Origin of the sequence: Geobacillus sp. 46C-IIa (assembly GCF_014679505.1) — a bacterium.
Classification (GTDB): Bacteria; Bacillota; Bacilli; order Bacillales; family Anoxybacillaceae; genus Geobacillus.
Genome location: NZ_CP061474.1, coordinates 2,941,538 through 2,963,644, shown reverse-complemented (window position 1 = coordinate 2,963,644; position 22,107 = coordinate 2,941,538). Strand labels below are relative to the sequence as shown.

Annotated in this window: 21 protein-coding genes; 10 read left to right on the top strand and 11 right to left on the bottom strand. The window is 54.7% G+C overall.

Annotated elements, in window-relative coordinates; all coding sequences use genetic code 11:
* Positions 1-23 precede the first annotated feature (23 nt).
* The 7 genes from IC803_RS14920 to IC803_RS14890 all read left to right on the top strand — a co-directional run bounded on the left by IC803_RS14920 (position 24) and on the right by IC803_RS14890 (position 8,825).
* The gene (locus IC803_RS14920) at positions 24-1,727 is read left to right on the top strand and encodes an ABC-ATPase domain-containing protein (protein WP_081210856.1); all 1,704 of its coding nucleotides are present in this window, start codon (positions 24-26) and stop codon (positions 1,725-1,727) included.
* 435 nt (positions 1,728-2,162) lie between these two features.
* Entirely contained in the window at positions 2,163-2,531 is a 369-nt protein-coding gene (locus IC803_RS14915; RefSeq protein WP_081210854.1) for a Na-translocating system protein MpsC family protein, read from the top strand.
* A gap of 333 nt (positions 2,532-2,864) precedes the next feature.
* Positions 2,865-4,367: an NADH dehydrogenase subunit 5 gene (locus tag IC803_RS14910; RefSeq protein ID WP_081210852.1), complete on the top strand. Its 1,503-nt coding sequence runs from the start codon at positions 2,865-2,867 to the stop codon at positions 4,365-4,367.
* Entirely contained in the window at positions 4,360-6,975 is a 2,616-nt protein-coding gene (locus IC803_RS14905; RefSeq protein ID WP_081210850.1) for a DUF2309 domain-containing protein, read from the top strand. The genes IC803_RS14910 and IC803_RS14905 overlap by 8 nt, the downstream gene beginning before the upstream one ends.
* Positions 6,976-7,113: 138 nt before the next feature.
* Complete coding sequence (locus IC803_RS14900) at positions 7,114-7,656, top strand: RNA polymerase sigma factor (RefSeq protein ID WP_081210848.1); 543 nt, start codon at positions 7,114-7,116, stop codon at positions 7,654-7,656.
* Positions 7,649-8,377, top strand: a complete 729-nt coding sequence (locus IC803_RS14895; protein WP_081210846.1) for a hypothetical protein — start codon at positions 7,649-7,651, stop codon at positions 8,375-8,377. The genes IC803_RS14900 and IC803_RS14895 overlap by 8 nt, the downstream gene beginning before the upstream one ends.
* Before the next feature lie 130 nt (positions 8,378-8,507).
* Complete coding sequence (locus IC803_RS14890) at positions 8,508-8,825, top strand: DUF3870 domain-containing protein (RefSeq protein ID WP_081210844.1); 318 nt, start codon at positions 8,508-8,510, stop codon at positions 8,823-8,825.
* Between the two features lie 84 nt (positions 8,826-8,909).
* Here the strand turns inward: IC803_RS14890 and IC803_RS14885 are convergent, their stop codons facing one another.
* Both IC803_RS14885 and IC803_RS14880 read right to left on the bottom strand, forming a co-directional pair.
* Positions 8,910-10,109, bottom strand: coding sequence for an acyl-CoA dehydrogenase family protein (locus IC803_RS14885; protein WP_063166750.1), 1,200 nt, complete (start codon positions 10,107-10,109; stop codon positions 8,910-8,912).
* A gap of 102 nt (positions 10,110-10,211) precedes the next feature.
* On the bottom strand, positions 10,212-11,393 hold the full coding sequence (locus tag IC803_RS14880) for a CaiB/BaiF CoA transferase family protein (protein WP_081210842.1): 1,182 nt from the start codon (positions 11,391-11,393) through the stop codon (positions 10,212-10,214).
* Between the two features lie 532 nt (positions 11,394-11,925).
* On the opposite strand from IC803_RS14880, the gene IC803_RS14875 reads away from it, so the two are divergent.
* Positions 11,926-12,756, top strand: coding sequence for a glycosyltransferase family 8 protein (locus IC803_RS14875; protein ID WP_081210840.1), 831 nt, complete (start codon positions 11,926-11,928; stop codon positions 12,754-12,756).
* Positions 12,757-12,975: 219 nt separating this feature from the next.
* Here IC803_RS14875 and IC803_RS14870 read toward each other — a convergent pair whose 3' ends face one another.
* The 4 genes from IC803_RS14870 to IC803_RS14855 all read right to left on the bottom strand — a co-directional run bounded on the left by IC803_RS14870 (position 12,976) and on the right by IC803_RS14855 (position 15,228).
* On the bottom strand, positions 12,976-13,161 hold the full coding sequence (locus IC803_RS14870; RefSeq protein WP_081210838.1) for a YfhD family protein: 186 nt from the start codon (positions 13,159-13,161) through the stop codon (positions 12,976-12,978).
* A gap of 90 nt (positions 13,162-13,251) precedes the next feature.
* The gene (locus IC803_RS14865; protein WP_081210836.1) at positions 13,252-13,380 is read right to left on the bottom strand and encodes a YfhE family protein; all 129 of its coding nucleotides are present in this window, start codon (positions 13,378-13,380) and stop codon (positions 13,252-13,254) included.
* 130 nt (positions 13,381-13,510) lie between these two features.
* Positions 13,511-14,065: a GNAT family N-acetyltransferase gene (locus IC803_RS14860; protein ID WP_081210834.1), complete on the bottom strand. Its 555-nt coding sequence runs from the start codon at positions 14,063-14,065 to the stop codon at positions 13,511-13,513.
* Between the two features lie 269 nt (positions 14,066-14,334).
* Positions 14,335-15,228, bottom strand: a complete 894-nt coding sequence (locus IC803_RS14855) for a TIGR01777 family oxidoreductase (RefSeq protein ID WP_081210832.1) — start codon at positions 15,226-15,228, stop codon at positions 14,335-14,337.
* A 141-nt stretch (positions 15,229-15,369) separates the two neighbouring features.
* Here IC803_RS14855 and recX point away from each other — a divergent pair, with 141 nt between their 5' ends.
* On the top strand, positions 15,370-16,179 hold the full coding sequence (gene recX / locus IC803_RS14850; protein WP_081210830.1) for a recombination regulator RecX: 810 nt from the start codon (positions 15,370-15,372) through the stop codon (positions 16,177-16,179).
* A gap of 71 nt (positions 16,180-16,250) precedes the next feature.
* The gene (locus IC803_RS14845; protein WP_081210828.1) at positions 16,251-16,586 is read left to right on the top strand and encodes a YfhH family protein; all 336 of its coding nucleotides are present in this window, start codon (positions 16,251-16,253) and stop codon (positions 16,584-16,586) included.
* A 153-nt stretch (positions 16,587-16,739) separates the two neighbouring features.
* Here IC803_RS14845 and IC803_RS14840 read toward each other — a convergent pair whose 3' ends face one another.
* The 5 genes from IC803_RS14840 to fdhF all read right to left on the bottom strand — a co-directional run bounded on the left by IC803_RS14840 (position 16,740) and on the right by fdhF (position 22,035).
* Positions 16,740-16,901 carry a YpzG family protein gene (locus IC803_RS14840; RefSeq protein WP_020958680.1) on the bottom strand — a complete coding sequence of 54 codons (162 nt, stop codon included), beginning with the start codon at positions 16,899-16,901 and terminating at the stop codon, positions 16,740-16,742.
* A 74-nt stretch (positions 16,902-16,975) separates the two neighbouring features.
* On the bottom strand, positions 16,976-17,137 hold the full coding sequence (locus IC803_RS14835; RefSeq protein ID WP_081210826.1) for a small, acid-soluble spore protein K: 162 nt from the start codon (positions 17,135-17,137) through the stop codon (positions 16,976-16,978).
* 122 nt (positions 17,138-17,259) lie between these two features.
* The gene (locus IC803_RS14830) at positions 17,260-18,240 is read right to left on the bottom strand and encodes a metal-dependent hydrolase (RefSeq protein WP_081210884.1); all 981 of its coding nucleotides are present in this window, start codon (positions 18,238-18,240) and stop codon (positions 17,260-17,262) included.
* A 350-nt stretch (positions 18,241-18,590) separates the two neighbouring features.
* A complete protein-coding gene (locus IC803_RS14825; RefSeq protein ID WP_081210824.1) occupies positions 18,591-19,079 on the bottom strand; it encodes a helical membrane plugin domain-containing protein in 489 nt (162 codons plus the stop codon).
* Positions 19,072-22,035: a formate dehydrogenase subunit alpha gene (gene fdhF / locus IC803_RS14820; RefSeq protein WP_081210822.1), complete on the bottom strand. Its 2,964-nt coding sequence runs from the start codon at positions 22,033-22,035 to the stop codon at positions 19,072-19,074. The genes IC803_RS14825 and fdhF overlap by 8 nt, the downstream gene beginning before the upstream one ends.
* Positions 22,036-22,107 lie beyond the last annotated feature (72 nt).

The following is a 22,107-nucleotide window of genomic DNA, read 5'->3' as shown; positions in this document are numbered from 1 at the left end:
GGAACAAGAAAGGGGATGAGTGGATGGAAACACTGAGACAACGGCTGCGGTCGATCGACCAAAAAGGCTATAAGGCATATAAAGAGATCGAAGGTACGTATCGGTTCCCAACGTTTACACTTGCAATTGACCATGTGCAAGGCGACCCGTTTGCCGAACCGTCGAAAATTCGGGTGCTCTTGCCGCGGACGAAGACGGTGTTGACATCGGAGTGGACGAATACGAAACCGCGCCGCGTCCGCTGCGAAGATGTGCTGGCACGCCGCGTCCATCATGAATTGCGGCAATGGCCAGCGCGGGCGCGCGGGTCGGGAAAAAGCGGGCTCGTGTGGATCGACGCGCCGGGGCAGAAGGTGTTGGAGCGAACGGCGGTGCAAATCGCCGATGAGACGATCACCATTTGTTTATCGGTTGGCTTGCCGGCAAACGGGAGGCGCATTTTAGCGAAGGAAGCCGAGAGCATCTTTTTCGAACAAATTCCGGCCGTGATCGAGCGGGCGGTGTACGGCCTTCGCGAAGAGGAGATCCGACCGGCGGTCGAGCTGGCCGATCAACAGCACGTCATCCGCCGCTATTTGCATGAGCGCGGATTGGTGGGGTTTGTTGCCAACGGTGCGATCTTGCCGCGCGAAAGCGGGGTGAGCGACAAAACGCTGAAGAAAGGTGCGGTGCCGTTTCAAAGCCCGCCCGAGCTTGAGGTGGCGATTCCGGTGCCGCATCGCACCGAACCAATCAAAGGCATGGGCATCCGGAAGGGGATCACGCTCATTGTCGGCGGGGGCTACCACGGAAAATCGACGCTGCTTCAGGCGTTAGAGCACGGTGTGTATGACCATATCGCCGGCGATGGCCGGGAGTTTGTCATCACCGACAGCGGGGCGGTGAAAATTCGCGCTGAGGACGGCCGCAGCGTGGCCAATGTTGATATTTCCCCGTTTATTGGCACGCTGCCGTACGGCAAGGAGACGATGCGCTTTTCGACGGAAAACGCAAGCGGCAGCACCTCGCAAGCCGCGAGCATGATCGAAATGATCGAAGCCGGGGCGTCGGCGTTTTTGATCGACGAAGATACGAGCGCTACCAATTTGTTCATGCGCGATGCGCGCATGCAGGCGCTCATTGCGAAAGAAGCCGAGCCGATCACCCCGTATATCGACAAAGCCCGCCAGCTGTTTCACGACTACGGCATTTCCACCGTTCTGGTCGTCGGAGGGTTAGGGGATTATTTTGAGATTGCCGATTGTGTGATCAAAATGGAACAGTATGTTCCATCCGATGTGACCAGCGAAGCGAAACAGATTGCGGCCACGATGCCATCGGGGCGGAAAGCGGAAGGCGGAGAGTCGTTTGGCCGCATTCGTGAGCGCATTCCGCTGCCGGAGAGCTTAAACAGCCAAAAAGGAAAGAAAGCGAAAGCGGCCGCGCGCGGCCGGCATGTCATTCAATACGGCCCAACCGATCTATTGCTTTATGCGCTTGAGCAGCTCGTCGATGACAGCCAGACGAGAGCGATTGCTGCGGCATTATTGTATATGGAGCGAAAAGGATGGCTTGACGGCAAGAAGACCGTCCGTCAATTGCTCGATGCCCTCGAGGAACGGTGGGACCGACATGGGCTTGGCTCGATTTCTTTCCGAAACGGCCATCCCGGTGAGTTCGCCCGCCCGCGCCGCTTCGAGCTGGCGGCGGCGCTCAATCGGCTGCGGACGCTCCGGTGCAGCCAATAGCGGCAAGCACGATGGCGGGAGAAGGGGGCTTGGTTTTCCTTACAGACCCGCGAGCGAGAAAGCCCATTCCTTTAGGGGTGGGATGAAAGCGGGCATCATGATATCATCAACATAAGGAGGTGAAAAGATGCCTGTGACCGTTGATCGATGGAAACAAGCGCATCGCTCCCGATGATGGTGACAGTGTGCCGGTGCAAGCAAGACAGGCAGTCCATTCAGATCATTTCGTTTCGATGGACGGAACAACAAGCCGCCCCTAACGCGATGGCGATGGGGCTAAGAAGCGGCAAACAAGCGATTGAATTCGCTTTCTAACGGCGCTCCTGCGATTTTGCTCTAGCGTCATCCGCCGATTATCGTTATAATTATGTTTATCAGTGCAACGCGGCGGAGGGCGGCGAGAAGGCTGCCGGTTGGCTAGAGGGGGATCGGGGCATGAACAAATCCAAAGGCTGGATCGAATCCGAAATCAGCAAGGCATTAACAAAATGGGAAAAAGATTTTCTCGGCCGCGGCTCGGTGTCTGTCAAAACCGATATTTTACGCGATATGATTATCGTTTCCTTGCATGGCATTTTGACGCCTGCCGAATACACTCTTTGTGAGTCAAAGGAAGGGATGCTCGCCGTGAAGCGGTCGCGAACGAGTTTGGTCGAATCAGGGGTCGATGACTTAAAAGAGATGATTTTGGAAATTACCGGTGAACAGGTGAAAAGCTTTCATACCGATTTAAGCACTCGGACAGGCGAGCGGATTATCGTCTTTAAACTGTTCAACGATTTGGAAAAACAGCTGGCGAAATAAATTTTTCAGATGACAGGCTGGCGAAACTGTTGTATAATTGAAACAACTTTTGTATAGTAAGTATACAATAAATAAAGAGGACGTTATCGTCGGGAGCCCTTCAAAAAACCTACATCCGTTTAGGTTCGTTGAAGGGAAACCGACCGGCGTCTATTGCACAACGAGCGACGGGAGATCTTCAAACAGTCCACTAGTGATTGGTTGAAGGTAAACCGGCTATGGGCAATCGATAGGCAATGGAACGGCTTTTTTCGGCCGCCTTGCTTGATTGACATAGCCGGTTTTTTCTTTTTCTCCCGAAAAAGAGCAAGCGGATGAGGGGAGGAGATGTTTATGGAGCTTGAATGGTTCGTATGGGGCTGGCTGGCAGCGGTGGCGATTGTGTTTGCCAGCGCGATCCTATGGCTATTCCCGCGCGTGCCGGAGCGGTATGTGCACGTACACGTCTGGCTGTTGCTTCTGCCGGGAGCGGCAGCGCTGTCGGGATGGATCGGCGCCGGTGCAGTGGAAGTCGGGATATGGCGATTTGATACAGTCACCTGGCTGGCTGGCGTCTATATTTCGCTCCTTAGCTGGGCGATTCAACGGTTTGCGATCCGTTATTTGCATGGTGATCGTGCGTATCGGCTTTATTTTTCGCTGTTGACTTGGACTGCATTTGCCGCTTCACTCACATGGGCGGGTGGTGACTTGCGCTTAACAGCCATATGCTGGGGGTTGCCGTTAATCGGCCTTGTGGCATTAACCGGGTTGAAAAAAGAGTGGGGGCCCGCTCGGTTCGTCGCCCGGCAGATGGCGGCGGTATTTGGCGTCAGTTGGCTGGCTGTCGCCGTTGTAGTTGTTTGGCTTGGGGCGGCGACCGGCGAATGGCGGCTTGCTTCGGCGTTGTCAGTGGAGCACCTTGCACGTCTAGGTGCCTGGGAGAAGGCAGCGATGAACGGGCTGCTCATTTTGGCGGCGATCATCCCGGCTGGACAATGGCCGTTTCACCGCTGGCTGATGGAATCGGCAGTGACACCGACACCGGTGTCGGCGGTCATGCATGCCGGGCTCGTCAATGCCGGGGGGCTGTTGCTTTGGCGTTTTTCTCCGCTCTTTAGTGGGACGGAGGCGCATGCGGCACTGTTTATGATCGCCTTTTTCTCGATTTTGATCGGAACAGGGATCAGCTTAGTGCATGTTGACTATAAACGCCAGCTTGTCGCGTCAACGATGGCGCAAATGGGCGTCATGCTTGTGCAATGCGCCCTTGGCGCTTATGGGGCGGCGGTTGTGCATTTAGTGTTGCACGGGTTGTTTAAAGCGACGCTTTTTCTGCAGTCCGGTTCGGTCGTCCCGCGAGTGGGCCGGGCGGGGTATCGAAAAGCGGGAGGTTCATGGCGGGGCAGTATGATCGTTGGCGCACTGCTTGGGGCAGCCTTTTGGTTCGCAGCTCCCGGTGAACCGGCTCGCTTGTTAAGTGCGCTCCTGCTTGGCGCTTCGGCGGCGGTCGCCTGGGGACGGCTTGCCGACTTTCGCGAAGGCCGTTGGCTTGGTTTCGCTGTTGTCGCCGCCTTGGCGCTCGTTTCGGAAACGGTGCGCCATGAGTTTATGGCGCTCTTCGGTGAAGGAGGAGCATCCGTGTTCATTCCGACTGCTCTGTTCGAATGGATGGCAGGCATGTTATTCGCTGCGGCGGCGCTCGCTGTCTCTTGGATTGCGAACGAGCGCACGTCAGCGCTCGCCATTCGTTTGTATATGCGGCTTGTTCACCTTGGAGAACCGCGCCTAGCGGCAATGGAGACGCATCCGCATTACTTGGCATCCTATATGAAGGAGGGAATGGCTCATGAATAAAAGTGCGATGCCGCTTGAGCGAACGGTTGGAGTATTAAAGAGGGATCACGTGCAAGACCGTTCGCTCGCTGACATGGTCAAGGAGGCGGCAAAGGCGATTGCCCCGCTTTGGCCGATTTCGGCATTTATCGCCCGCCATCCGTGGATGGGGATCGAAGGGTCGCTGTTTGCCGATGCAGCCGATCGATTGGAACAAGTGTATGGGATCGACTTGTATCCGCCGATGACCGTGTTCCATACAGCATTGGCCAAAGGAGAGATCGATCTTGCGTTCGTTGAGCGACGGCTGCAGCGCTGGCTTGACAAACAGCCGCTCCCAGCGCCGCGCCACGAAGCGGAACGGCTTTGCCGCGCCCTCCTTTGGAACGACACGGTGCCGGAGGAAGCGTTTGGTCTCGCGGAGCTGGCACCGTTGGCGGAGGCGACGCAGCTGCGTCTGACGGCTGTCCGGCCGATCAGCGCACGGTTGGGCAACATCACCGAACGGCTTGATCAACAGATGATCAAGTGGTGCAAGCTGTTTTATGATGAAAGCGGGGCGTCATGGACGCTTCCGCATCGTGAGCGCGGTTTTTATCAGGCATGGCGCCAGCTTGCCGCCGCGGACCCAGCGCTTTCGAAAGAGGAACGGAAGCGGCTTTTCGATTGGCCGCACGATCAAAATGAGGCGCTGCGCCAGGCGCTTGAAAAACTGGGGGTGCAGGACGAAGACGCAGTGGCGTATTTGGAAGCGCATTTGTTGGCGCTGCCTGGCTGGGCCGGCATGGCAGTGTGGCGATCGCGTCAAGCAGGCGATGAGGTGGACGGATTGATCGGTTATTTAGCTGTCCGGCTCTCACTCGAGTGGGCGCTTGCCGCCCCGCATTTGCCGTTAGGCGAGGAAGAAAACGGAGATCGGAACGATGTTCTTCCGTTGTTGGCCGCTTGGTTTCATTGGGCCGGAATGGCGCCGGAAGACTGGCGGCGCTTGCGGCCGGACGAACAACAAGCCCGTCTGGCTTTTGCGGATCGCTTTTGGCGGATTGACCGCCGTCACCTTTGGCTTGAGGCGTGGGAAGATACGTATGAAGCAAGGCTGAAAGAGGCGGTGTCCACGCGCCTTCCGGTGAGCGAACCGGAGCGGGCCGCAGCTCAGCTGTTGTTTTGTATTGACGTTCGTTCCGAGCCGTTTCGCCGTCATTTGGAAGCAGCTGGGCCGTTTGAAACATACGGATGCGCGGGATTTTTCGGCTTGCCGATTCAAACGCGCGCGCTTGACAGCGATAATGCCCACCCATCGTGCCCGGCGATCGTCGCGCCCCAGCATGAAATTCGCGAAACGGCGGATCAAGAGGAAGCCAAACCCTATCGCCGCCGGCGCGATGCGCTTCGCTTTGTCGGTGAAACGTTTAAAAAAATTAAGCAGCACATATTGGCCGGCTTATTGCTTCCGGAAATGAGCGGGCCATGGCTCGGCTTGCATACGCTCGCTCGGAGCGCAGCGCCAGCTTGGGCCGGGCGGGTTATTCGCCGCGCTGAAACGACGACGGAACAAAAACGAAAAACGATGTTGTCGCTCCATCGCCATAGCGAGGACGAAGCGGCCGGACTGCCGGTCGGTTTGACAAAAGAGGAGCAAGTCCAATATGTTAAGCAACTGCTTGTCAACATCGGCCTGACGTCCTCGTTTGCCCCCCTTGTCGTCGTTTGCGGCCACGAAAGCGAAACGGCAAACAACCCGTACGCCTCGGCGCTTGACTGCGGAGCGTGCGGCGGCGCCGCCGGAGCATTTAACGCCCGCGTGTTTGCCGCATTGGCGAATTTGCCTAGCGTGCGAGCCGAGCTGGCAAAAGAGGGAATGGTTATTCCGGAGGAGACGGTGTTTGTCGCTGCGGAACATATCACGACCGTTGACGAACTGCGCTGGTTGGATGTGCCGCCGTTATCAGAAGCGGCTCAGCGGTCGTTTGACCAACTCAAGCAGGTCCTTGACGGTGTGAGCCGTCATGCGAATGCTGAGCGGATGGCGAAGCTGCCGCATGTTGGCGGCATGCCGCTCGACCCGGTGGCAGAAGCGCAGCGCCGCGCGGTTGACTGGAGCGAAGTTCGTCCGGAATGGGGATTAGCCGGAAACACCTCTTTTTTCATTGGCCGGAGGGCATTAACAAAAGGTGTCCATTTGGACGGAAGAGTGTTTTTGCATAGCTACGATTGGCGCGAGGATCCGACCGGTGAAGCGTTGGCAGGCATTATCGCCGGGCCGGCGACCGTCGGTCAGTGGATCAACTTGCAATATTACGCGTCAACTGTCGCACCGCACTACTACGGAAGCGGCGATAAAACGACCCAGACGGTTACAGGCGGCATCGGCGTCATGCAAGGGAACGGAAGCGACCTGCTGACCGGCTTGCCGTGGCAGTCGGTTGCGGCATCTGACCGCGAGCTGTTCCATTCTCCGCTCCGCCTGCTCGTCATTATTGAGGCGCCGTCTTATTATATCGAACGGTTGCTCAACGAAAACGGCGAATTTCGCCAAAAAGTTGAAAACGGTTGGCTCCGCCTTGCCTCCATCGATCCACATAGCGGGGCGTGGGTGAGATGGGAGAGCACTCGCGCCTTATCCATGTAGCCAAGCTAAATGTGAATAGGAAAATGATCGCCGCTTGCCAGGTTTACGAAGCAAGCGGCTTTTTTTTTATAAAAATAAAAACGTTTAGCCGCTATCACGGGTATATAAAGTGAAAACCCCTTTTCGGGAGGTGGAGAGATGGAGAGGGAGCTGATCGAGCGGATTCGGCACGGCGATGAAGGAGCATTCGCTGAATTGTATCAGCTTTACGCAGAATATGCTTTGCGCGTGGCGGCAGCGGTGACCGGAAGCAGTGCGAACGCGGTGGATGCTGTACAGGAAACGTTTATCCGCGTATATGACCATATCGGGCGCTTTGACCCCTCTAGGCCGTTTCGGCCATGGTTTTACCGCATTTTGATCAATGAATGCCGGCGGTTTATGAAAAAACAGCGCGCTGTTGCCATCTTGAACGAGGAGATGGGAGCTGCCGGTTTTCTGTCGTATGAAGAGCGTTACGCGTTTGCACAGTATGAAGAGCTGTACAAAGCGATCGGGCGGTTGAAGGAAAAGCAGCGTATTCCCATAGTGCTGAAATATTTGCAAGGATTCACCGATGAGGAAATCGCCGACATTCTCGATTTAAACGTCAATACTGTAAAATCGCGGCTGTTTAAAGCGCGAGGCCAACTAATGAAATGGATGAAAATAGAGGGAGAAAGGGGTGCGATAAATGGATGAGCGGAAATGGGACGAAATGATCCAGACGGCGTTGCTGTACGGAACGGATGAGGCAGCGGAGCAGAAAGAGGATGTATGGGTGCATATTCGCTCCCGTATGGTAAAAGAGCGACGGAAACGCCGCCGTGTAGGCAGGTGGGTATGGCCGATGGCTTCCGTGGCGGCAACGGTTGTGCTGGCATTTTTGTTCACCGCCCCTGGCCAGGCGGCGATCGATCAAGTGAGGCAATGGTTTGCCCCGAAAAAAGTGATCACGGAGGAAATAGAAGGCCAAAAGGAACAAAAAGAGGTGATGTTGAATGAAGGGAAAGCCGGCTATATCATTTACATCGATGAAAGTATGTACCGGCTCGAAACAAAGAACGGGTACGACTGGATTGTACCGCTTCATCAAGGGGGCGCCAACATTCCGCCGGTATATATGGAAATTCGTCAAGTGACGGACCGATCTCCAGAGGCGGTTGCCACCGAGCTAGAGCAGGAAGTAAAGGAGAAATACTCGGTCATCATTCAAACCGGAAAAGTGAACGAACCGGTGGCTGGCTATGTCATTCACGGGGAAGCCGGGCATCAGTGGAATGACGAAGTCGTCAAATATTATGTCGTTTCAAATGGAAAAGGCGGCGCGTTTATTATTGAGCAACGGTATTTTGTTGAAGCGAGCGAAGGGCATGGCGCCCGGTTTGACTATATGTTAAAGCAGTTCCGCATTATCGATTAGCAACAGGAGGAATAACCCTTCGTCCTTGGCCGATTGTCAACAAAAAGGCAGGGAAAACGGCACGGGGCAGCGAAATAACATGGCAGATGACGCAGTAAACATCAGGCGAGAAAGGAAAGAGGGAAAGCAAATGAAAACGCAGTTTATCGCCGGCCATGCGCGACTGCCAGCCGGAATGGCGGCGAAAAGCCTTTACGATACGTTAACGATTACGGCGGAAATTGATAAAAAGTACGGAGTGATCGTTGAGGCGTCGTGCACGCTTGCCACTGAACACGGGCGCGACTATGTCGCCCGGCTGCTTCGCGGCCATTCGCTGCGCGACGGCATTGACGAGCTGTTGGCTCAGCTTGACGAGGGGTATTTAGGCAAAGCGCATTCCGCGCTTTGTGCAGCGCTGAAAGATTTGTACAAACAATTTTGCAAAATGGACGAGAAAGAACAATAGGCGGCTGCTCCTCATCGCCGGATGAGGACAGCCGCGTTTTTGTGCGCGGCGGCGAGATGGGGCCGCCGCTGTTTCGCAGTTGTTTTAGTCCTCGTCTGGCCGCCATGCCGGCAATGTTTTGCGCAGCGGTTTGTCCTCGCGGTAGCCAAGCACATACTCCGCCTGCATGATCGTATGAATTTCGCGCGTGCCTTCGTAAATGACCGGCGCTTTTGAGTTGCGCAAGTAGCGTTCGACCGGATATTCGTTCGAGTAGCCATAAGCGCCATGGACTTGAACGGCGTCATCGGCCGCTTGGTTGGCGTAGTCGCAGGCGATCCATTTGGCGAGCGATGTTTCCCGCGTGCAGCGGCGGCCTTCGTTTTTCAAAAATCCGACTTTATAGACGAGCAGGCGGCTGATTTGCAGGCCGGCTTCCATGCGGGCGATCATTTGCTGAACGAGTTGATGGCGGCCGATTTCTTTGCCGAAGGTTTTTCGTTCATGGCAGTATTTGACGCTCGCTTCCAAGCACGCCATAATGAGGCCGACGGCGCCGGCGGCAACGGTGAAGCGGCCGTTGTCAAGCGCGGACATGGCGATTTTGAACCCTTCACCTTCCTCGCCGAGCAAGTTTTCTTTCGGGACGCGGACGTTGTCAAAAAACAGCTCGCCTGTGTTGCCGGAGCGGATGCCAAGCTTCCCTTTAATCGGGCGCGACGAAAAACCGGGCATTGTCCGTTCGACGATAAAAGCGGAAATGCCGCGATGCTTTTTCGATTTATCCGTATAGGCGAATACGAGGAAATGATCGGCGATATCAGCAAGGGAAATCCACGTTTTTTGTCCGTTTAAAATATAGTCATCGCCATCGCGGACAGCGGTCGTTTGAATCGAAGCGACGTCCGAGCCGGCGTTTGGTTCGGTCAGGCCAAACGCGCCGATTTTTTCCCCGCGGGCTTGCGGGACGAGATATTTTTGTTTTTGTTCTTCCGTTCCCCATTGCAGCAGCGTTAAGCTGTTGAGCCCGGTGTGAACCGAGACGGCGGTGCGGAAGGCGGTGTCGCCGCGCTCGAGCTCTTCGCAGACGATGGCGAGCGAGTTGTAGTCCATCCCCATGCCGCCATATTGCTCCGGAATGCAGACGCCCATTAAATTGAGCTCGGCGAGCCGTTTGAAAATGTTGCGGTCAAATGCGCCGCGCTCATCCCATTCTTTGATATACGGCATAATTTCTTTGTCGACAAACTTGCGCACCGTTTGCCGCAACATCTCTTGTTCTGGTGTAAAGTCGAAGTTCATCATCGTTTTGATCCCCCTATGCATGAATTTGTTGATGAAAGATGATTGTATAAGTCAACGCTTGCGGACGCCCAGCCGCTGTAAGAAGCAGTGACTCTCCATTGGTCATGGCGATTCGTTCTGTCCGCTTTGGGGCGCTTGCCCGTTTCGCCATCCGGTTTCGGCTTCGCCGTTATGCTCGCCGGCGAGCGGCGGCGGCAGCCGGTAGGATACGGGTGTTCCGGATAGCTTGAGCGGACTGGCGACAAGCGGGAGCGGACCGACGGCCGGATGGTGCATGGTGACCGTCATTTCGCGCGCTGACGTTTGCGGATGGCGAAACAGTTCGTCCAGCGTCTGCACCGGGCCGCACGGGATGCCTTTCTCAGCGAGCAGGCGCTGCCATTCCGCCCGCGTCCGTTGTTTGATCTCCTCGTTCAGCCGCCGGTTGAGTTCGTCGCGGTGGGCGACGCGGCCTGGATTCGTCTGAAAGCGCGGATCGGCCCCGATCGAACGATCGGACAACAGCGAACAAAGCGCTTGAAACTGCCGGTCATTGCCCACGGCGATGACGATCGGACCGTCGCTTGCCTCGTACGTTGAATACGGAACGATGTTCGGATGTTCATTGCCAAGCGGTTTTGGGATGTCGCCGGATAATAAGTAATTGGCGGCGACATTGACCAACGCGCCGATCGCGCAGTCAAAGAGCGATAGGTCGATTTTTTGCCCGCGCCCCGTTTTTTCGCGGGCGAGCAATGCCGCTTCAATGGCGATGGCAGCGTACAGGCCGGTAAATACATCGGTAACGGCTACGCCGACCTTGAGCGGACCGGTGTCAGGGGTGCCGTTAATGCTCATCCAGCCGCTCATCGCTTGAATGATGTAGTCGTAGCCGGCGAGCGGAGCAAGCGGCCCGGTTTCGCCGAACCCGGTGATCGAGCAATAGATGAGGCGCGGATTCAGCCGGGACAGCGCTTCATAGCCAAGCCCCCATTTGTCCATCGTTCCGGTTTTGAAATTGTGGATGACGACATCGGCTGTTTCCGCCAGGCGACAGACCGTTTTTCTCCCTTCCTCCGTTTTTAAATCAACGGTCATGCTCCGCTTATTGCGATTGACAGCTGTATAGTAAGCGCTCATGCCATTTTGAAACGGCGGCCCCCAAAACCGGGTGTCATCCGACCCGCCAGGCGCCTCGATTTTGATGACATCGGCCCCTAAATCGCCTAAAATCATCGTCGCGTATGGACCGGCCAACACGCGCGACAAGTCGAGAACACGGACGCCATCGAGCGCTCCTCCCATCGGATTCCCTCCTTTCTTTCACATGCAAAAAGCCGGTTCCTTGCAAAAGGTGCGAAACAGGAACCGGCTCAAGCGGACTGAGGGGGCATCCCGGCGCGGAGATGCCGTCAGACCGCACAGTTCTTTTTTTTTGGTGACGGTGATATGAAAATGAACGCAGTCAACCGACGTTGCCTGATAGGCAACGGGACGAACAGATGGTGCGGCCGTCTGGTCTGCACAAGCGGCCAAGCTGGCAGGAGACAGCTCGCTATCGTTATTATAAAATTTTATCGGATAATTGTAAATAGTCTAAATATTAAATCCGGAAAATATGTGACGGCAAAATCAGTTAGGGAGACAGCAAAGATGCGTTTCACTGCGCTGATGGCATAGAAGCTGATCCCCCTTTTCAAACAAAAGAAGAGGCGACCGATTGCAGCGGTCGGCAAGAAAACATCGTTGTCTGAGACCAAAAGCGCGCAACATTCGCCTGCATCTATATATAATTGTAAAGAAAGGGGAAACGATGACGCAAAGGAAGTGATGGTGCATGTTCCGCATTTTAGTGACGGCAGACGCCAATTATCTTCCGCCGTTAAAAGTGCTCATGCATTCGTTATTTTGCAATAACCGGCGCCCGTTTACGTTTTATTTGCTTTATTCGCGCATTGCGGAGGAGGAGATCCGAGCGCTTAGTGATTTCGTCCGCAAGCAAGGGCATGAACTGATGCCGATTTATGTCGACCCACAACTGTTTCATGATGCTCCGGTGTTTCGTCACTATACGGCCGAGATGTATTATCGGCTGGCGGCCCATTTGTTTCTGCCTTCGGATGTCGAGCGCGTATTGTACCTTGACCCGGATATTGTCGCCATTAACCCGATCGATGAACTGTATGAGATGGATTTTGAAGGAAATTGGTTTATCGCTGCCGAACATACACATTCCACGAAAGTGGCCAACTTGTTCAACAAGCTTCGGTTAAAGACGCCGAATGCCAAAGGCTATTTCAACACAGGCGTAATGATGATGGACATAGCGATGATGCGGCAACACGTCCGGCTAGAGGAGATTTATCAGTTCATTCGCGACAACCGGTTTAAGCTCGTCCTCCCCGATCAAGATGTGCTTAACGGGCTGTATTGGGACAAAATCAAACCGGTCGACGGCTACCGCTACAATTACGACGCCCGTTACTATGACTTTTTACAGCTGTTGCCGAATCCAAAGCATGATTTATCTTGGATTGAGAAGCATACGGTCTTCATTCATTATTGCGGCAAAGAAAAACCATGGAAACCTAATTACAAAGGGGAGCTTGGACTGTTTTACAGGCGATATAGCCAAATGCTCCAGTTGGAAGGAGAAACGATGGTGTAACCGGTTGAGACAACGGGAGTGATCTTCAATTCCAAAGGAACGTTTCTGCCTGCAAGCGAGGGCGGAGGGGGAATGGCAGGCAAGCGGCAAATGAATCGCCAAGGAGAAGAGACCGCACGATTTGCTTCCGGCCATGGATGATCTGCAAAACGTCTGCATGTCAGCAAAGTACCCACGTCATAGGAAAAGGTGCCCCGTTAAGCGGGACACCCTGTTCGGTTACCGTTTGCGTTCTTGCCGGCGGATGCCAGCTGCTGCAGCGCGCGCTTGCGCCTCGAGGTCTTCATGGTCGGCAAATTCTTCGGAATACTCGACGTCAATGCCGTCGGATTTCAGTTGTTTCGGCACCTGCGGCAAAGTCGCCTTGTTTTTGTCACGTGTCCGTTGTCCGCGAGATCGGCCCATCGTCCATGCCCCCTATCGAAAAGTGGTGAATCGTACGATTCATTCATTAGGATGGCAAGGACAAAGCGGTTGTATAAATAGCAATCGTTTCTAATGGCGCGCCTTTTTCGCCGTATACCCGCCCGCTTGGTCGGCCATTTTAAAATCGCGGGCATAGCTCACTTCCTGAGCGCTTGTCAGCGTATGTTTTCCTTTTTCGCGTTTTCGTTTTTCCGCCATCGCTCGTTCCCTCGCTTTGCATCAATATTCCTTCAGTTCCATTTTGGACGATATGAGCCGCTTTTATGCATAAAAAAGAGGATGTCCGGACGGACAGCCTCTTTTTGGATCGTCATGCGGCCTCCCGCACTTACGCTTCTTTTCGTTGTTCCTCTTCAAGCGTGAAGGAGGGATGGCGCATCGTATAAAGCGTATAGTTGTCTTTCGTAATTTCATACAAATTGTACACGTCCGCCCCGATTTGCTCGAGCAGCGCCCGCCGCGTTTCATTGGCTGGCATCACATATGGCAGCTTTTCCGCCGCTTTAATCGAGCGAACATTGACTTTGCGGATGCGCAAAAATACCGTTTCGATGGAAAGTTCATAAAATAGTTCATGGAAAAACGCTTCTTTGGCGCGCCGGTTGTAGCCGAGTCCGTGGTACGGTTTGCCAAGCCACGTCCCTAAAAAGCCGGCGCCATCTTCGATATCAAAGAGGCTGATCGTGCCGATCGGGTTTCCCCATTCGTCCAAGATCGTGCGCGAAATGAGCTCGCCGCGTTCTTCCGCTTCAATGAGCTGTTTCGTCATGAACAAAAACTCTTCGTACGAGCCGGCTTTCTGGCGCACAAAAGGGAAGACATCCGGGTGCACTATCAGCTCATACAGCGCATGGCAGTCTTGCAGCTCGCGCTTTTTCAGCATGGCCAATCCCTCCTTTGGATACCGAGGGCAGCCTCCTAGCGGGAAACCACCCTCGAAATTTTTTTATTAAAACTTCATTAAAAAAATTTCGGGGTGGGAATCGAACCCACTAGAACCAGCGCGAGCGCTGGTGGCGCACCATTTGCCTTCCCTTTATTCCTATCCGTATGCGGTTATAAACAACAACTGCCCTGAAGTCTTCTTTATCATACACGATTAGATGTAAAAAGGGAATTGCTTTTTTGTTAATTTTTTTTGGATATTTTTTGTCAGCTTTGCGGCAAAAACAAATCCGTGAGACAATCTTCTAACGTTGGAAATGAAAAGCGAAACCCGGCTTGCAGCAGCTTTTCTGGAATGACGCGTTGCCCGTCCGTAACAAGCATGCTCATTTCGCCGAGGAGAAGGCGAAGTGCTGCCGCAGGAACCGGAAGCCAGTGCGGGCGACGAAGCAGGCGGGAGACCGTACGACCGAATTCGTCCATTTGCACGGGATGGGGCGCGGTGAAGTTGACGGGACCCGACAGCTTGTCATGTTCAGCAATATAGGCGATTGCGCGGGTGACGTCCTTAAGATGAATCCATGACAGCCATTGTCGTCCGCTGCCGACCCGACCGCCGATGAACAAACGGTAGGGCATGACCATCATCGGCAAGGCGCCGCCGTGGCGGGCGAAGACGACGCCAAACCGGGCGTAGACGGTACGGATGCCGAGCTGTTCGATTGGACGGGCCGCTGCTTCCCACGCTCGAACCGTTTTCGCGAGAAAATCAGCGCCATAATCGTCCGTTTGCTCGGTGAACACAGCAGAGTCGGAGGTGCCGTAAACGCCGATGGCGCTCGCGTTAATAAACAGCGACGGGCGCTTAGATAGCGAGTGGAGATACTTGACCATTGCTTCGGTAGTCTGAAGGCGGCTGTCAACAATCACGGCTTTTTGTTTCGCCGTCCAGCGCTTTCGATTGAGCGGCTCGCCGGCCAAGTTCACAGCCACATCGATGGAGTCCGGTTTCCGGCTATCGTTGAAGGAAAGGTAATGGATATTGCCGCTAGAAGGTTGTGGTGAGCGGGTGAAAATATAAACGTCATGCCCTTGTCCAGAAAAGTAGCAGGCGAGCGCCCGACCGATGAGTCCGGTTCCGCCATTGATGGCAATGTGCATAGTTTTTCCTCCTTATATAAACGATTTTATGCATGAGAAAGTGGAAAATGATTGAACGCCGGAAACACGTTCTCTTTCCATTTCGCCATTTATGTCGGGAATTCCTCTCTATGGTAAGATAAAGGAGAGGAGGAACGAAAGATGGGGACGATTGTCGACATTGCCGTGACAAAGGAAAACGCCGAGCGGTTTACGATCGTCATTCACCGCGATGATGAGCCGCCGTTAAAACTGACGGTCGACCAAGATGTCTTGCTCGAGTTCCGTTTGAAAAAAGGGATGATCATCGATGACGCCCTTCTTCGCGATATCGTCTATGCCGATGGGGTAAAAAAAGCGTACCAGCAAGCGCTCTATTTTTTGGCGCATCGGATGCGCTCGGAGCATGAAATGATTGGGCACTTAAGAAAAAAAGGCGTCGCCGACCCGGTCATTGAGGAAGTGCTCAGGAAACTTCGCGCCGAGCGGTATGTCGATGATGAGGCGTTCGCTGCCGCTTACGTGCGCACGCAAAAAAACACATCTGCCAAAGGCCCGCGCCTCATCCGAGCCGAACTTGAGCGGCTTGGCGTGCCCGCGTCTGCGATTGAACAAAGTTTAGCCGAATACTCGTTTAGCGAACAAGTTGCGGCGGCCCGCTTGCTTTACGAAAAAGCGAAAAAACAACGGCGGGCGGAGTCGACTCGCGCCTTTTTGGAGAGAGTAAAGCAGCAGCTGGTGCGCAGAGGGTTTTCGCCTGAAGTCGCCGCCGTCGTCCTAGCGGATGAGAGGGGCCGCACCGAGGAGGAAGAGCGGGAGGCGCTGCACATTCAGGCAGAAAAGATTCATCGCCGCTATGCGCATCACCCGCGCCCGCTTTATGAGCAAAAAATGCGCCAAGCTCTTTACCGGAAGGGGTTTTCGCTTGCTTTGATCGACGAATGGCTGCGCAGGCAAGATGATGACCGGTGACCGCCGCAACCAAAAAGCTGAAAAAGGCGTTGTTTCACCGTTGAAAAAAGAAAAAAGGGAGATGGTCCAACATGCTTAAAGAGGAACAAAAACGGTATAGCGAAATGACAAAAGAAGAACTGCAGCAAGAAATCGCCGTCTTAACGGAAAAAGCGCGCAGGGCGGAACAGATGGGCATGGTGAACGAATACGCCGTTTATGAGCGGAAAATCGCTATGGCGAGAGCGTATATGATGAATCCAGCCGATTTTCAGCCTGGGGAGATCTATGAAATCGAAGGGGCGCCGGGGGAGTATTTTAAAGTGCGCTATTTAAAAGGGGTGTTTGCTTGGGGATGGCGGCTGAAAGGAAACGGAGAGGAGGAAGCGCTGCCGATCTCGTTGCTGCGAAAGCCAAACTTGCCGTAAGGGGAGAAATACCGTTTGATCGGCTCGGAGACATGCGGGAGGGTTGGCGCTCGAAAGCGCGCCTCTTCTGCTATTGCTGGTCGGCAGGCGGCATGGAAGGCAGGCTGAGGTTCGAAAGAAAAAACCTAGGGGCAATCCCCTAGGTTTTTTCGACTATGACTGCTTGCGCGTCTGCCGCTCTAAAATGATGAGGTCGAGCGTTTGCTGCGTTTCGCCGTTTACTTGCGAGTGGGCATGCTTCGGGTTGGCCCATGGCTGCTGAAACGGATTGGAGTAAAAGTTGTCATAAAACGCCTTGCGCCGATGGTGACCCATGACTGTTCACCTCGCTGCGGAATATGCCGGGGAACATGGCAGATGGCGCCATGCTCCCGCGGTTTTGTTCACGATTAAAAGAAGTCGCTTCGTTCACCCGAGGCGCGCATCCGTTCTTGCGGGTGGGTGTTGATCGTGCCGTCAGCCCGTTTTGACGCATACTCGGCTTTAGCGCGCGGCTCGCCTTCGAACTTGTTGTTGTTTTGATTCGGGAAGTTGTGCTCCTTATTCCGCATGGCACATTCCCTCCTTATGGCGTGCTCGTGTTGGATGGCCAACACGTATTTTTATTATGGGATCACCGGGCGCGCTTATGTATGCAATTTGTTGGGACAAACACAGGCGCTGGCGGCCATTGTCAGTTTGGAGCGAGCTCCAGTTTTTTTCGCAGCCTTCCTTCGCTGAAAATCCATCCGGTGTATGAGCTGACAATGCGGAGGTTGCGGTCAAGCTGAACGACAGCAACGAACGGATAATATCCTTTGCTCCGGTAGCGCAAGTCGGTAAAGCGCACTTCGTAATAGTCGTCATACTCGTTCATTTCCCACCGATATACTGGGGAGAAGGATAAAAAAGCGGCGACATTTTCATCGCGTTTCGCCGCATTCATGACCGGGTGGTCGGGAAGCGGCCGCTTTTGGAAACGATCGAGAATGAAAAGGCGGCCGCGTTTGGCGCGGGCGACATAAAATTCGTCGTCTGTTGAAATGGCTAAGTGCCATTCGCGCGGCCGCCACGTCGGCACGGTGATGATCTCGGTCACGCCGTCGATCGAGGCGCGGACGAGCCGTTTTATGTTCGCCTGTTGGTGGAAGCGAAGCGCGTAATACGCGGCGACGAGCACATAGATGCCGAAAAACGTATAACCGGGGTGGAGGCCAAGAAACAGTCCGCCAATCCCGAGCAAATGGAGCGCAAAAATGATTGGATCAAACGTATGAACGACGCCAAGGGCGATCCATTTTTTCGTGAACGGGCGCAACGCTTGCGTCCCGTAAGCGTTAAAAATATCGACAAACACATGAAAAGCGACGGCGGCGAACGTCCAAAGCCAAACGCGGAGCCAATCCGTATCCGGATAGACGGCGATCATCACGCCGACGATCAACAGCGGCCAAAGAATGACGGCGGGAATCGAGTGAGTCACGCCGCGGTGGTTGCGAATATATTTGGCGTTATTGCGCAACTTTAAAATCGTATCGATATCCGGCACTTGCGAGCCGGCGAGTGCGCCGATCAGTACGGCGTGGGATAAGAGCGGGTCGTGGGCGATGGCGGGATCAAGCGAGGCAAGACTGCCGAGCGCCACTCCCATTAAAACGTGTGTGCCTGTATCCAACGTCAAGGCGCCTCCTTTATCAGCGTCGTTTGTTAGTATATCCCGCCCGGAGTCCGGTCAATAACCGTCCTGTTGAAGGGTGGAAGGGCGGGCGGCGGAGTAAATAATGGTATGGCTAGTGTACCACATGATGCCGCCTGCTAGCGAGGGGCAGAATGACTAAATTGACATCGATTGTTGCTGCGGACATCCGGAGGGAAGGGAAAATGCTTGAGCGGACGGCTTTAACTAAGCGAAAAGCGCCCCGCACCTGGCGGGGCGCCTCGCTCGTTTCTGCTCGTTGATCGGGTTGCTGTCCATTCTTTCAGCGGCCTATTTGTTCGCCGCTATGTTGTCCGCCGCTCAACCGGTCAGCTGTCATTTCTAAGCCGTTGGCCGATCGCCTTAAGTGCGGACAGGAAGAAGTGGACGGCGCGATTGATATCCGGGTCGTTGAGCGCCTTAAACAAGTCGAACAGTCCGACCTTTTTCGGTTCGACCGAGGTCTCTTCGTATGCCTCGATGGCACCGGAGGCGATATGTTCAAGCAGCTTGGCCGTCCGCTCAGGGTCGAGCGAGGCGGCGAGGCCGGCCAAGGCGAACGCGTGGTTCACCATCGTTGTCACCGGCTTTTGGTTGAGCTGGCCGACGACGATTTTCGCTACGTCTTCCCGCGCATTTAATAGGGCGTTGGCGGCCTCAAGCAGGCCGCTTTCATGCAGCTGCTCGATGAGCGTCAAGAGCTCGCGGACTGCTTCTTCGCTGTCGCCGACGGCCGCTTTTAGTTTCGCCAGCGCTTCGGCCCGCTTTTCTTCCTCGGTCATCTGGCGTTTTTGAATGGCGGTAATCGGTTTAGCCACCGATTTTCACCCCCTTTTCCGCTTCCGTGAGCGGCACGTAATCGCGGCGTTGCCATTTCCGCTCGACCTCGACGCCGTTTTGCGGATGACGCTGTTTAAAGCGCGGGTTTGTGCGCGGCAGCGGCGTTTCTCCCGACCGTTCAAGCACTTCCATACGCACGCGGGCTTGTTTATACGCCGGCGTATTCGTGCGATGGTCGGTTTGCGGACCGGTCAAAATGTTAATGGCGCTCTCATTGGCCGTTGAGTGCATCGGCAAGAACAGCTCATTGCCTCTGACCCGGTCGGTGACGAGCACGCGCACTTTGACGCGGCCGTACGGGGAGATGAGCCGGACAAGCGCCCCGTCGCTAATGCCGCGCTCGTTGGCGAGTTCCGGCGACACTTCAACGAAAATGTCCGGAAACTTGCGCTGGATGCCTTTTGATTTGTACGTCAAGTTTCCTTCGTGGAAGTGCTCAAGCAGCCGGCCGTTGTTGACGAGCAAATCGTACTCTTCCGGGTATTGCACCGGTTTGACCCAATCGGCCAGCGCAAAGCGGGCTTTGCCGTCCGGGAAGTTAAACCGCTCTTTGTACAGAAGCGGCGTATCAGCGCCGTCATAGCTGCCCCAGCATAAGCTGTTCCAGCCCTCGAGCCGGTCGTAATGCGCCTGCGAATAGAGCGGGGCGAGGCTGGCGACTTCATCCATCACTTCACTCGGGCCGGTGTAATTCCAATCGGCGCCAAGCCGTTTGGCAATTTCTTGGATAATCCACCAATCCGGTTTGGAGTCGCCAAGCGGCTCAAGCGCTTGGTAAAACCGTTGGATGCGGCGTTCGGTGTTCGTGAATGTTCCTTCTTTCTCCAAGTTCGGCGCCGCCGGCAAGATCACATCAGCAAATTGCGCCGTTTTGGATAAGAAAATGTCTTGGACGACGACAAAGTCGAGTTTCGCCAACGTCTCTTGCACATGGTTGGCGTTGCAGTCGACAAGCGCCATGTCTTCGCCGACGATATACATCGCTTTTAGCTCGCCGCGTTCAGCCGCTTCAAGCATTTGAATGTTGTCAAGGCCCGGCTTTGCATCGATGCGGACGCCGTACGCTTTTTCAAATTTCGCGCGCGCCGCGTCATCGGTCACATGTTGGTAGCCAGGCAGCCAGGAAGGAAGCGATCCCATGTCACAGGCGCCTTGGACGTTGTTATGGCCGCGCAATGGGAACGCACCGGCGCCCGGACGCCCGTAGTTGCCGGTTGCAAGCAGCAAATTGGAAATCGCTGCCGATGTGTCGCTGCCGCCCGTATTTTGCGTCACGCCCATGCCCCAAAGGACGCATGTGCCGTCCGCTTCGTGAATCATTTCGGCAATGCGGATGAGATCGGCTTTGGCGATGCCGGTTGTTTGTTCGGCATAGTCGAGCGTATATTTTTCGAGCAGCTGTCGGAATTCATCAAAGAAATGGACGCGTTCGCGAATGAACGCTTCATCGTGCCAGCCTTGGTCGATGATGTATTTCGTTACCGCCATCAGCCACACTTGGTCGGTGCCTTGTTTCGGGCGGATGAACAAATCGGCCCGCTCAGCCATTTCGTTGCGGCGCAAGTCGGCGACGATCAGTTTTTGGCCGAACAGCTTATGCGCCCGTTTGACGCGGGTCGCAATCACCGGATGCCCCTCGGCAGGGTTGGCGCCGATGATGATGACCAAGCCGGCGGAAGCGATGTCATGAATCGTGCCGGAATCGCCGCCCATGCCGACCGTGCGGAACAAGCCGTCCGTCGCTGGCGATTGGCAATAGCGCGAACAGTTGTCGACGTTGTTCGTTTCAAATACTTGCCGCGCCAACTTTTGCATTAAATAGTTTTCCTCGTTGGAAATTTTCGATGAGGAAATGAAGCCAATGGCATTGCCGCCGTATTGTTGCTTAATGGCGCCAAGTTTTTTGGCCACTAGATCGAGCGCTTCTTCCCATGTCGACTCGACGAACACGTCGCCTTTACGGATGAGCGGTTTCGTCAGGCGCTCTTCGCTGTTGACAAAATCCCAGCCGAATTTTCCTTTGACGCATGTGGAAATCGCGTTGACCGGCGCTTCGGAAACAGGCTGGATTTTTAAAATCTTGCGCCCTTTCGTCCACACTTCAAACGAACAGCCGACGCCGCAGAACGTGCAGACCGTTTTCGTCTTTTTGATCCGCTGTTCGCGCATCGCCGCCTCAATTTCAGAAATGGCGAAAATGCTCGTGTAATTTGGCTCGACTTCTTTGACAAAGTCGATCATTGGGCTCAGCACTTCTTGATCCAAGCCGGTCATAAACCCGGCTTCGCCAAGCATCGATTTTTCCATTAAGGCGTTGCACGGGCAAACGGTGACACAGTGCCCGCAGCTGACGCACGACGATTCGTTGATCGGCACGCCGCCATCCCAAACGACGCGCGGCCGTTCTGCTTCCCAGTCAATCGAGAGCGTTTCGTTTACTTGCAAGTTTTGGCATGCCTCAACACACTGCCCACAGGCGATGCATTGGTTCGGGTCATAGCGGTAGAACGGGTGCGACATATCCACCTCGGATGGGTGGACTTTCGGACGGTACGGATATGTTTGATGTTCGATTTGCATCATTTCCGCTGTGTTGTGCAGCTTGCAGTTGCCGTTGTTGTTATCACACACCGTACAGTATAAAAGGTGGTTTTCCAAAAGGCGGTCCATCGCTTCTTTTTGCGCCGCTTTCGCCCGCGGTGAGCTGAGCTCGACGACCATGCCGTCTTCCACTAGCGTCGAACAGGCGCGAAGAAGCGTGCCGTTGACTTCAGCGATGCACGTATCACACGTCTGAATGGCGCCAAGCTCCGGCGTGTAACAAACTTGCGGGTGCGAAAGCCCGTGCTCGTTGACGGTTTCTAAAATCGTCATCCCTTGTTTGGCGCGGTACGTGCGTCCGTTGATGGTAACCGTCACCATTGGTGCTTCCATCATCGCTCCTCCTTTGCAAAATAAAAACTCCACCAACGATGAGATTCGTGCTTCATCGTGGTGGAGTAGTTC

What these genes read in the sequence shown, in the direction of transcription:
- IC803_RS14920 (WP_081210856.1), top strand. Translation starts at nt 24, where the DNA reads ATGGAAACACTGAGACAACGGCTGCGGTCGATCGACCAAAAAGGCTAT.
- IC803_RS14915 (WP_081210854.1), top strand. Translation starts at nt 2,163, where the DNA reads ATGAACAAATCCAAAGGCTGGATCGAATCCGAAATCAGCAAGGCATTA.
- IC803_RS14910 (WP_081210852.1), top strand. Translation starts at nt 2,865, where the DNA reads ATGGAGCTTGAATGGTTCGTATGGGGCTGGCTGGCAGCGGTGGCGATT.
- IC803_RS14905 (WP_081210850.1), top strand. Translation starts at nt 4,360, where the DNA reads ATGAATAAAAGTGCGATGCCGCTTGAGCGAACGGTTGGAGTATTAAAG.
- IC803_RS14900 (WP_081210848.1), top strand. Translation starts at nt 7,114, where the DNA reads ATGGAGAGGGAGCTGATCGAGCGGATTCGGCACGGCGATGAAGGAGCA.
- IC803_RS14895 (WP_081210846.1), top strand. Translation starts at nt 7,649, where the DNA reads ATGGATGAGCGGAAATGGGACGAAATGATCCAGACGGCGTTGCTGTAC.
- IC803_RS14890 (WP_081210844.1), top strand. Translation starts at nt 8,508, where the DNA reads ATGAAAACGCAGTTTATCGCCGGCCATGCGCGACTGCCAGCCGGAATG.
- IC803_RS14885 (WP_063166750.1), bottom strand. Translation starts at nt 10,109, where the DNA reads ATGATGAACTTCGACTTTACACCAGAACAAGAGATGTTGCGGCAAACG.
- IC803_RS14880 (WP_081210842.1), bottom strand. Translation starts at nt 11,393, where the DNA reads ATGGGAGGAGCGCTCGATGGCGTCCGTGTTCTCGACTTGTCGCGCGTG.
- IC803_RS14875 (WP_081210840.1), top strand. Translation starts at nt 11,926, where the DNA reads ATGTTCCGCATTTTAGTGACGGCAGACGCCAATTATCTTCCGCCGTTA.
- IC803_RS14870 (WP_081210838.1), bottom strand. Translation starts at nt 13,161, where the DNA reads ATGGGCCGATCTCGCGGACAACGGACACGTGACAAAAACAAGGCGACT.
- IC803_RS14865 (WP_081210836.1), bottom strand. Translation starts at nt 13,380, where the DNA reads ATGGCGGAAAAACGAAAACGCGAAAAAGGAAAACATACGCTGACAAGC.
- IC803_RS14860 (WP_081210834.1), bottom strand. Translation starts at nt 14,065, where the DNA reads ATGCTGAAAAAGCGCGAGCTGCAAGACTGCCATGCGCTGTATGAGCTG.
- IC803_RS14855 (WP_081210832.1), bottom strand. Translation starts at nt 15,228, where the DNA reads ATGCACATTGCCATCAATGGCGGAACCGGACTCATCGGTCGGGCGCTC.
- recX (WP_081210830.1), top strand. Translation starts at nt 15,370, where the DNA reads ATGGGGACGATTGTCGACATTGCCGTGACAAAGGAAAACGCCGAGCGG.
- IC803_RS14845 (WP_081210828.1), top strand. Translation starts at nt 16,251, where the DNA reads ATGCTTAAAGAGGAACAAAAACGGTATAGCGAAATGACAAAAGAAGAA.
- IC803_RS14840 (WP_020958680.1), bottom strand. Translation starts at nt 16,901, where the DNA reads ATGGGTCACCATCGGCGCAAGGCGTTTTATGACAACTTTTACTCCAAT.
- IC803_RS14835 (WP_081210826.1), bottom strand. Translation starts at nt 17,137, where the DNA reads ATGCGGAATAAGGAGCACAACTTCCCGAATCAAAACAACAACAAGTTC.
- fdhF (WP_081210822.1), bottom strand. Translation starts at nt 22,035, where the DNA reads ATGGAAGCACCAATGGTGACGGTTACCATCAACGGACGCACGTACCGC.